Here is a 9,870-nt window from a genome sequence, read left to right on the forward strand (position 1 = left end):
ATGACTCAAGTCACACTAGATGGTTTTCTGTAAGACAGCGTAATAGAAACCATCCATATCATTTTCTCCCGGCAGAATTTGTCGCCCCGGATTATCAATTTCTGAATTTATCAGTTGTGCATCTAATGTTCGAGATAAAAACGTTTTTATCTGCTGACTATTTTCTTGGGGTAATACTGAACAAGTCGCGTAGACCATCGTGCCGCCTGGTTTTAACTGGGCCCACATCGCATCCAGAATTTCACTTTGCAGTGAGACCAAGGCGGTAATATCATCAGCACGACGGAGCCATTTTATATCTGGATGTCTCCGGATAACGCCTGTTGCCGAACAGGGGGCATCAAGTAAAATACGATCAAATTTCTCCCCGAGCCACCAATCCTCAGGGTATCGGGCATCTCCGCAGATGATTTTGGCATCTAGATTGAGTCGCTCAAGGTTCTCATTCACCCGTTTTAATCTTGATGAATCACAATCGACGGCAACCACTTGTGCATCGGGAATCTGTTCCAGAATATGCGCGGTTTTGCCACCGGGTGCGGCACAACAGTCAAGAATCAGTTCTTTGGCCTGCGGTGCTAAATAATGGACCGATAATTGTGCCGCTGCATCCTGAACGGACACCCAGCCTTGTTCAAACCCCGGTAATAATTTGACATCACAAGGCGTCGCCAATTTTATGGCGTCTTTGGCTTCCGGGTGTAGATTTACATCAATATTTTGTTCTTCCAGTAACTTCAAGTAACTCTCAACGGTGTGGTGCTGATGGTTGATCCGAAGCCACATCGGTGCTTTGTGATTGTTGGCAGTGACGATGGTCTGCCACTGCTCAGGATAACTTTCCTGAAGTGATTTCAATAACCACTTCGGATGACAGTATTGAACGGCGTCATGTTTGCTGTCTTGTAGACGTTGATCGATCGATGCGCTGTTGCGCTGATAATTTCTCAGAATGGCATTAATCAAACCGCGTAGGCGTGAGCCTTTTAAATCCTGAGTCGCACTGACGGTTTCTCCGACGGCTGCATGGTCAGGGATGCGCATAAATTGAATTTGATACAAGCCCACCAGAATTAAATGATGAAAAACTCGTTTTTTTCCGGTCAGTGGCTGATTGATGAGTTCAAGCGCAGCAGCTTCTAAGCGTGGAAGGTAGCGAAGCACACCGAAACAGATCTCCTGAAGGAGCGCATGATCTCTGGGTTTTATTTTTTTCTGGGCCTCTGGTAATGCAGAGGACAGTGATGCACCTTGATCAACAACTTGAAAAACAACTGAAGCGGCAGCAGCACGAACATTCATCATGAATCTGAACCTTAAGTAAAGTAGATAACCGATCGATTATCGATCATATTAATTGAGCTGAGTTCCTATCCCAAACCATTCGGCACGGGCATTGAGAATATCCTGCACCGGCATTGCTTTCTTGCCGGGAACTTGCAGTTGCTCTAAAACCAGGACATCTTTCCCTGTCGCAATATAAATGCCAGTTTTATCCGCTTGGATGATGGTTCCGGCTGGCTGGTCGGTCGATGAGTGTTCAACACGGCTCTGCCAGACCTTAATCGATGGGGATGACTCTGCTTTGGGATCAGTCACGGAAAAATGGCTGACAGGCCAGGGATTGAATGCCCGGATACAGCGTTCAATGAAATCAGCGGGTTGTGACCAGTCTATACGGGCTTCTTCTTTACTCAACTTCTGCGCGTAACTCGCGAGTTGGTCATCCTGGCGAACGGGGGTTATTTGGTTATGACTTACCGCATTGAGCGTTTCAATCAGTGCTTGTGGCCCTAAACGGGCAAGTTTTTCGTACATTGAAGCACTGGTATCGGTTGATTCGATGGGGAGTGTTGTAATCGACAACATGTCACCGGTATCTAATCCCGCATCCATCTGCATGATTGTGACACCGGTCTCTTCATCGCCCGCCCAGATAGAACGCTGAATGGGGGCTGCACCACGCCATTTGGGCAAAATCGAACCATGCACATTGATACACCCTAATTGAGGGGTATCCAGAATGGCTTGAGGCAGTAAGAGCCCATAGGCGACGACGACCATTAAATCAGCATTGAGTTCTGCCAGTTGTTGTTTGCTTTCTGTCGATTTGAAGTTTTCCGGTTGATAAACCGGAATTTGATGCGCTGTCGCCAAGGTCTTGACTGGGCTGGCGGTCAGTTTCTTGCCGCGTCCCGCGGGACGGTCGGGCTGAGTGTAGACTGCAATGACTTCATGCTCTGAAGACAATAATGCCGCCAGATGACGGGCGGCAAAATCCGGAGTTCCGGCAAAAATAATTCTGAGTGACTGACTCACCGTGAACCTCACTTATGCTTCATTTTTATTTTTTTCGTTCGCGCGTTTGATTTTTTCCAGTCTCTCTTTAATCCGTTTCCGTTTTAGCGGAGAGAGATAATCGACGAATAATTTCCCTTGCAGGTGATCCAACTCGTGTTGTACACAGATAGCCAGAAGGTCATCTGCTTCAAAGGTAAATTCTTTTCCGTCTTTATCTAGTGCACGAACCGTCACTTCAGCCGCTCTTGGAATCAGTGCTCTTGATCCCGGAACCGATAGACATCCTTCCTCGATACCATCTTCCCCCCGTTTTTCGATAATTTCAGGGTTAATCAATACACGAGGCTGATCGCGGGTTTCAGAGACATCGATCACCACAATACGCTGATGAAAATCGACCTGTGTTGCTGCCAGACCAATTCCATCTTCTTCATACATGGTTTCGATCATGTCATCGATGAACTTCTGGATTTCAGGTGTGACTTCTTGAACGGGTTTTGCGACCGTTCTTAAACGTTCATCAGGAAAAGTTAATACTTGTAATACAGACATATACACTCAAATTGTTGAAATGTGCCGAAACAATAAAAAGTCCAATGTTCCAATTCTAGACATTTTAAGACTTAATTGACAGCATTGTGAGTGATAAATCGAAGTGATTATTAATTATCCGTCGATTGGACCATGGTTCCACCCACTTACGACTTAGTATCAGGATATCTCCGGAGATGAACCAACCAACCTCGCATGTCACCGAACACGATCGACTATTGATGTGGATAAAACTCTGCTTGACGCCGCGTTTGGGAATTCAATCGTTGTTAAAGCTATTCGGCAAAGCATCGCTTGAGTCGTTGCGTTATTATTCTGAAAAAGAGTGGCTTGCTTTGGGACTGTCGCCCGCGCAGGTTTCTTATCTGCTCTCCGGGGCCGCGAATAAAGTGGCTGAAGATTGCCTCGAATGGCAAGCGCGTGGCAATCATCGTCATATCGTGACTTATTTTTCACCGGATTATCCTGCACTGTTGAAAGAGATTCCGTCTCCGCCACCCCTGTTATTTGTTCAGGGGGAGATGATGCTGCTATCTGTTCCGCAGATAGCCATTGTCGGTAGCCGCCATGCCAGTATGCAAGGATTGCAAGATGCATGGCATTTTGCGAATGAACTTGCTCAGCATCAAGTGGCAGTGACCAGTGGGTTGGCGCTAGGGATTGATGGTCAGGCGCATCTGGGAGCAATCGAGGGGGGCGGCAAAACCGTTGCGGTTCTGGGGGCTGGTCTGGAACGTATCTATCCGGCCCGGCATCGTGGGCTGGCTGAGCGGATACTTGAACAACAGACCGGTGTTCTGGTGTCAGAATTTTGTCCCTCAACACCACCGAAATCAATGAACTTTCCTCGCCGTAACCGTATTATCAGTGGGTTATCTCTGGGAGTGCTGGTGATTGAAGCCGCAGAAAAGAGCGGGTCATTGATTACTGCAAGATATGCTGCTGAGCAAAATCGGGATGTTTTTGTGATCCCAGGCGCGATTCATCAGCACGGTTACCGGGGAAGTAATGCATTAATTCGTGATGGCGCTTGCTTAGTTCAAAATATCGAACAAATACTCTCTGAAGTTGGTACGTTATCTGCTTGGGTAAAGAAAGAAGAGAAGCAAGAAGAGAAAATTCAGCAAAATGAGCTTTTTCCGCCATTAATTGACGACGAAGAATTGCCATTTGCTGAAGTGTTAGCTAACGTAGGGGTAAAAGCGACGCCAGTTGATATTCTTGCAACGCGAACCCATATACCAGTTCATGAAGTGATGAGACAGCTACTAGAGCTGGAATTATCCGGGCACGTGATTGCAGTTGCTGGTGGCTATATTCGTAAGGGGAGGGGCTAGCTATGATGATGGATATTCTTATGTATCTGTTCGAAACTTACATCCATAGCGATGCTGAGTTACAAGTTGATCAAGATGAGTTAGAGGATGAACTCCTGCGTGCAGGTTTTCATCAAAAAGAGATCTACAAAGCCCTCAACTGGTTGGAAGAATTGGCATCTCTACAACAAAGTGATGTGCATTCTCCGTTATCGATCAGTGCAGCAACAGCAATGCGGGTCTATACCGAGAAAGAGACTGCCCGAATTGATGTTGAATGCCGCGGATTCCTGTTGTTCCTTGAACAAATCAAAGTACTGACTCCTGAAACTCGAGAAATGGTTATTGATCGAGTGATGGGACTAGAAACCAATGAATTTGAACTGGATGATTTGAAATGGATTATTCTGATGGTGCTATTCAATGTTCCGGGTAATGAGAGTGCCTATACGCTGATGGAAGAATGGCTGTATACCAAAGAGCAAGGCATTTTGCACTGATAGAGATTCAATGAGTCGTCATATAGATCAGCAATTATTTTCTGCACATGAACATGCTTTGGATGAAGTTGAGTCATGTCCCCAATGTGGTAGTGAGTTACAGTTGCGTCATGGTAAACACGGACCATTTTGGGGCTGCTCGGCCTATCCGGCATGTGATTATCTTCGTCCGCTTCACCAGCATGATGGTCATATTGTCAAAGCCTTAGGTGTGCCCTGCCCTGAGTGTGGTCATGAATTGGTATTAAGGCAGGGGCGTTATGGCATGTTTATCGGTTGTAGTGATTTCCCGCAATGTCATCATATTGAATCTTCCGCTCCTCCTAAGACTGAGCAACCTCGTGAGGTATGTTGTCCGGAATGTAATAGCGGTCAACTGGTTGAACGCAAATCCCGTTTTGGTAAGACTTTCTGGGCTTGCGATCAGTATCCGAAGTGTAAATTTGCTATTAATGCTCCGCCAGTGATTGGGCAATGTAGCGTATGTGGTTTCCCGCTGCTGATTGAGAAAAAATCAGCTTCCGGTGTGACATTGATTTGTGCTGCTCGACGATGTGGCCATGTTCAAGAGACTGAATAACTGAATACCACAACGATGAAATAAGTCACCAAGGGCAGTCGTGATGCCCTTGGCTGATGGGTTACTCAAGGTTTGGTTTGAAAAGCGCATCAAACCATTTTCTGAATGACGTCACTGATTATTTATGTTGGCTGGCGAATTGATGGACCGCGGGAAATGCGTCTGCCGGGAGTATATCAGCAAGCGCACAGATGATTCGCTCTAGCTCTGCATAGTAATCCGCACTGACATTGATATGTCCCATCTTTCTGCCTGAACGTTTTTCTTTACCATACCAGTGGATATGACATCCTTCCGTTGCCAGAATCTCTGAGGGGAGTGCATCTTCGCCCAGAATATTCACCATGCATGTTGGCCGGATCAGTTTTGTGCTGCCCAGAGGTAAACCACATACTGCACGTAAATGATTCTCAAACTGGCATGTATCTGCGCCCTGTTGAGTCCAGTGTCCGGAGTTGTGTACCCGAGGTGCGATCTCGTTGACAAGTAACTGTCCCTGAACATCAAAAAATTCCAGTGCGAGGACGCCCACGTAATTGAGCGTATTCGCCACTGCTTCAAACATGGTTTTGGCCTGCTGCTGTAACATTTTTGCATCAATGGATGTTGATAAACTCAGTACACCATCGGTGTGGATGTTCTCTGACAGCGGGTAAACAACCCATTGCCCATCTTTGCCACGAGCACCAACCAGCGATACTTCGCGATCAAAGGGGACAAATTCTTCAGCAACAATCGCTTGGTTTTCACTGGCTTCAATGCATTGTTGCATTTCCGGCCAGATTTTGTCGGCATCTGTTGTTGCTTTCAGTCGCCATTGCCCCTTTCCGTCATACCCGCCTAAAGCGCTCTTCAGAACCATTGGAATACCGACATGACGAATCGCACTGTCAAAATCGTCTCTGGTTTTGATGACAAAATATTTGGCATTTTTGACGCTGGCTTTATCAAGCAATGCTTTTTCGAGACGACGGTCACCACCGGTTTTGATGGCTTGCGCTCCGGGGAGTAGTTTGCCACTTTGTTCGCACTGGTGGAGAATATCATGTGGGATGTGTTCGAATTCGGCAGTAATGACGTCCGCTTGCTGAATGGCATTCTCCAGACCATGCCCCTGTACTTCCTGAGTCAGAGGATGAATCATCTGACCGCTGACCACATCGAAGGCGCTAATGTGAATGTTCAACGGTGCTCCGGCAAGTGACATCATCCGTGCGAGTTGGCCTGCGCCTAAGACGAGTACGTGCATACTGGTTATTCCTCGGTTGGATCTGGATGGGCGAGAACAGTCTCTGTTTGCGATTGACGAAACGCTTCAACCTTTTGCATGACCTGTTCATCGTGAACACCAATGATTTGCGCTGCCAGAATACCTGCGTTAGCTGCACCCGCTTCACCAATCGCTAAGGTACCAACCGCGATGCCTTTAGGCATCTGCACGATAGAAAGTAGTGAATCCATCCCTTTTAACGCTCTGGATTGAACCGGAACACCCAGCACGGGCAGACTGGTAAAAGCCGCGGCCATTCCTGGCAAATGAGCTGCGCCGCCTGCACCCGCGATGATCACTTTGAGACCACGTGCTTTGGCTTGACTTGCATAGTCGGCCAGTAACTGAGGTGTGCGGTGTGCTGAAACAACTTTGGTTTCATATGCCACACCGAATTGCTCTAACATTTCTGCGGCGAGCTTCATCGTTGGCCAATCGGACTTCGAGCCCATTATAATTCCGACTTTCATCTCAGACTCCTTCAGGTTTATTGCAATGCTCAAGTATGTTTATGCTGTCAACGTACGACAATTTTGCGCGCATTATACGGGGAAATTTGCTGAAGGAAAACGTTTGCGTCTGGTGGGTTCCCCCGATAACGTATTTTCGGACAAAATTGATTTCGTTTTCTGGCATGATCGTTTGTACACTAGTGGCATCATCATCCGAGCATATGAGAAGTATTGTGAATAATTTTGAGCAGGTGCTTGATGCGTTGCATCAAGGTGATGTGATTGCCTATCCGACCGAAGGTGTGTTTGGCGTCGGGTGCGATCCTGACCGGCCTGATGCGATTCAAAAGTTACTGGAAATCAAAAATCGTCCGGTTGAAAAGGGGTTGATTCTTATTGCATCCAGTTATGCACAATTACAACCCTACATTGATGAATGCCAGCTTTCAGCCCAGCAATTGGCTCATGTTCAAGCCAGTTGGCCGGGCCCTGTCACTTGGGTGATGCCGGCCAGTGATCGTGTTTCTGTTTGGCTCAGTGGTTTGTTTGATACGATTGCCGTGCGGGTAACGGATCATCCACAGGTTCAGCAGTTGTGCGAGGCTTATGGCAAACCCATTACCTCAACCAGTGCAAATTTAACCGGTCAGCCGTCTTGTATGACGACAGAAGCGGTGCAGCAGCAACTTGGCCACTGTCTCCATGCGATTTTGGCAGGGCAAACCGGTGGGCGCGATAAACCCAGTGAGATTCGAGATGCGCGCACGCTAGAAATATTAAGACAAGGGTAGAGTAAAGATAAAGGACATCGCGATGAGTGGTATTGATAAACAGGCCGTTAAAACTTTTTTACTGCAACTACAGGATTCAATTTGTCAGCAGCTTGAAGCCGCTGATGGATTGTCCCGATTTGAGCAAGATGAATGGCACCGCGAACCGGGTGACCGCTTGGGTGGTGGCGGGCGTAGTCGTGTCATGTGCAACGGTCATGTGTTTGAACAGGGCGGCGTTAATTTTTCCCATGTCACCGGTCATGAAATGCCTGCGTCTGCCACCGCACATCGACCGGAGTTAAAAGGACGTCGATTCGAAGCAATGGGGGTGTCTTTAGTGATGCATCCCAATAATCCTTACGTCCCGACCTCACATATGAATGTTCGCTTCTTCATTGCAGAAAAAGACGGTGAATCACCGGTCTGGTGGTTTGGTGGTGGGTTTGACTTAACGCCATTCTATCCGTTTGATGAAGATTGCCATCATTGGCACCAAGTGGCGAAAGAAATTTGTCAGCCATTTGGTCCAGAGGTTTACCAACAACATAAGGCTTGGTGTGATCGGTACTTTTTCTTACCGCATCGAGAAGAAACACGGGGTGTTGGCGGGCTTTTCTTTGATGATCTGAATCAGTGGAATTTCGACACCTGCTTTGCTTATATCCGAGCGGTCGGTGCGGGATACACTCGCGCTTATCTGCCCATTGTTGAGCAGCGTAAAGACTGTCAGTTTACTGATCATGAACGCCAGTTTCAGCTCTACCGACGGGGTCGATATGTGGAATTTAATCTGGTGTTCGACCGAGGCACATTGTTTGGCCTGCAATCGGGTGGTCGAACCGAGTCCATTCTGATGTCTATGCCGCCATTGGCTCGTTGGGAGTACGGTTACCAACCTCAACCCGATAGTGCAGAAGCCCGTCTGGCGGAATATTTGACGCCAAGAGATTGGTGACAGTGTTCGTCGGGAGTGATAGGGTCAAAAGATTCTTTTCTATTTTTTTTGAGTGAAGGCAGGGATATGGTTTATCAGGATCAGTATGCAGTATTCGGCAATCCAATCGGTCACAGTAAATCTCCTTTTATACAGACGTTGTTTGCTCGTCAGACGAATCAAGACATGCTCTATACGGCTGAGCTGGCACCGATAGATGGTTTTAAAACAGTAGTGGATGCTTTTTTCTCTCAAGGGGGAAAGGGATGTAATGTGACTGTTCCTTTTAAAGAAGAAGCATACGCGTTTGCTGATCGGCTGACTGAGCGCGCCAAAATTGCTGGTGCAGTTAATACACTGAAGAAACTCGATGATGGCGGCATTCTCGGGGACAATACTGATGGTGCGGGTCTGGTTCAGGATTTATTGCAGTATCAGGTACCCTTGAAGGGGGCGAAAATTTTGTTAATTGGTGCCGGTGGTGCAGCAAAAGGTGTGATTCATCCTCTATTAGCACAATCCCCCGACTCGATTGTGATTACCAACCGGACCTTCACCAAAGCACAAGATCTTGCTGCTTTTTTCCAAGAGCATAACCGTCAAAATCAAATCTCGCTAACATCCGTGCCGGTTTCGGCTCAACCGATGCCAGAGATTCATACGGCATTTGATGTGGTGATCAATTCGACTTCAGCAAGTCTGTCCGGAGAGCTGCCGGCTATTTCCGGTGATATCTTTGCAGAAAGAAGTGTTGCCTATGACATGATGTATGGCAAAGGGCTCACGGTTTTTAATCAGTGGGCTGTGGAGAACGGCTGCGCTCATGCCTATGATGGCTTGGGAATGCTAGTTGGACAAGCAGCGGAAAGCTTCATGCTATGGCGTGGCATTCGTCCCGGCACTCGGCAAATATTGAGAGAGCTGAGACGCAATCTGGAAGGCAGTCTATGAATCAGTCGATTCTTTTTCCTGATGTGCAGTCTTGGGATGAAACCACGCAGCAAATACGCTTCCCGGCTCAATGTCAGGGCGCGTTAATTGAATGTACTGTTGCCGTTACTGTTCTGGAACAGGTTTCCGGCCAGCAAATCAAAAATGAAGAAAAGGCTATTCGTATTTTCTCTCAATATCGTTTCGATTTTGAAGAATTGGCCGAGCAACTCATTGAAGATGAAGCATACAATGCGCTCGG

General features: G+C 47.3%; 12 protein-coding genes (1 of these 12 cut by a window edge). 7 read left to right on the top strand and 5 right to left on the bottom strand.

The genetic code is table 11. The features are described 5' to 3' along the window. Positions 1-15: 15 nt before the first annotated feature. The 3 genes from rsmB to def are packed head-to-tail and all read right to left on the bottom strand — an operon-like array spanning position 16 to position 2,853. Positions 16-1,302 (bottom strand): 16S rRNA (cytosine(967)-C(5))-methyltransferase RsmB, encoded by a 1,287-nt coding sequence (gene rsmB / locus OCU60_RS00445; RefSeq protein ID WP_074374080.1) that lies wholly within the window; start codon positions 1,300-1,302, stop codon positions 16-18. A 51-nt stretch (positions 1,303-1,353) separates the two neighbouring features. Beyond that, positions 1,354-2,319, bottom strand: coding sequence for a methionyl-tRNA formyltransferase (fmt, locus tag OCU60_RS00450; RefSeq protein WP_074374081.1), 966 nt, complete (start codon positions 2,317-2,319; stop codon positions 1,354-1,356). A 12-nt stretch (positions 2,320-2,331) separates the two neighbouring features. Continuing rightward, entirely contained in the window at positions 2,332-2,853 is a 522-nt protein-coding gene (def, locus tag OCU60_RS00455) for a peptide deformylase (protein ID WP_074374065.1), read from the bottom strand. A 176-nt stretch (positions 2,854-3,029) separates the two neighbouring features. On the opposite strand from def, the gene dprA reads away from it, so the two are divergent. From dprA to OCU60_RS00470, 3 genes are read left to right on the top strand one after another with little or no spacing between them, the layout of a single operon-like run. Continuing rightward, positions 3,030-4,190 (top strand): DNA-processing protein DprA, encoded by a 1,161-nt coding sequence (gene dprA, locus OCU60_RS00460; protein ID WP_370738687.1) that lies wholly within the window; start codon positions 3,030-3,032, stop codon positions 4,188-4,190. 5 nt (positions 4,191-4,195) lie between these two features. After that, positions 4,196-4,669: a DUF494 family protein gene (locus OCU60_RS00465; RefSeq protein ID WP_182288582.1), complete on the top strand. Its 474-nt coding sequence runs from the start codon at positions 4,196-4,198 to the stop codon at positions 4,667-4,669. A gap of 10 nt (positions 4,670-4,679) precedes the next feature. Beyond that, positions 4,680-5,249 carry a DNA topoisomerase family protein gene (locus tag OCU60_RS00470; protein WP_074374067.1) on the top strand — a complete coding sequence of 190 codons (570 nt, stop codon included), beginning with the start codon at positions 4,680-4,682 and terminating at the stop codon, positions 5,247-5,249. A gap of 118 nt (positions 5,250-5,367) precedes the next feature. Here the strand turns inward: OCU60_RS00470 and OCU60_RS00475 are convergent, their stop codons facing one another. Both OCU60_RS00475 and purE read right to left on the bottom strand, forming a co-directional pair. After that, complete coding sequence (locus OCU60_RS00475; RefSeq protein WP_074374068.1) at positions 5,368-6,498, bottom strand: 5-(carboxyamino)imidazole ribonucleotide synthase; 1,131 nt, start codon at positions 6,496-6,498, stop codon at positions 5,368-5,370. 5 nt (positions 6,499-6,503) lie between these two features. Beyond that, positions 6,504-6,989, bottom strand: a complete 486-nt coding sequence (purE, locus tag OCU60_RS00480) for a 5-(carboxyamino)imidazole ribonucleotide mutase (protein WP_074374069.1) — start codon at positions 6,987-6,989, stop codon at positions 6,504-6,506. 203 nt (positions 6,990-7,192) lie between these two features. Between purE and OCU60_RS00485 the strand changes: the two genes are divergently transcribed. The 4 genes from OCU60_RS00485 to OCU60_RS00500 all read left to right on the top strand — a co-directional run. Then, positions 7,193-7,762: an L-threonylcarbamoyladenylate synthase gene (locus OCU60_RS00485; protein ID WP_370738688.1), complete on the top strand. Its 570-nt coding sequence runs from the start codon at positions 7,193-7,195 to the stop codon at positions 7,760-7,762. Positions 7,763-7,784: 22 nt separating this feature from the next. Beyond that, positions 7,785-8,699: an oxygen-dependent coproporphyrinogen oxidase gene (hemF, locus tag OCU60_RS00490; protein ID WP_074374072.1), complete on the top strand. Its 915-nt coding sequence runs from the start codon at positions 7,785-7,787 to the stop codon at positions 8,697-8,699. A gap of 66 nt (positions 8,700-8,765) precedes the next feature. Beyond that, positions 8,766-9,629 carry a shikimate dehydrogenase gene (gene aroE, locus OCU60_RS00495; protein WP_074374073.1) on the top strand — a complete coding sequence of 288 codons (864 nt, stop codon included), beginning with the start codon at positions 8,766-8,768 and terminating at the stop codon, positions 9,627-9,629. After that, positions 9,626-9,870, top strand: partial view of a DUF1488 family protein gene (locus tag OCU60_RS00500; protein WP_074374074.1) — the 5' portion only. It continues 28 nt past the right edge of the window; 245 of the gene's 273 nt are visible here — the first part of the coding sequence; it begins with the start codon at positions 9,626-9,628; its stop codon lies off the right edge, out of view. The genes aroE and OCU60_RS00500 overlap by 4 nt, the downstream gene beginning before the upstream one ends.

Origin of the sequence: Vibrio spartinae (genome assembly GCF_024347135.1) — a bacterium.
Taxonomy (GTDB): Bacteria; Pseudomonadota; Gammaproteobacteria; order Enterobacterales; family Vibrionaceae; genus Vibrio; species Vibrio spartinae.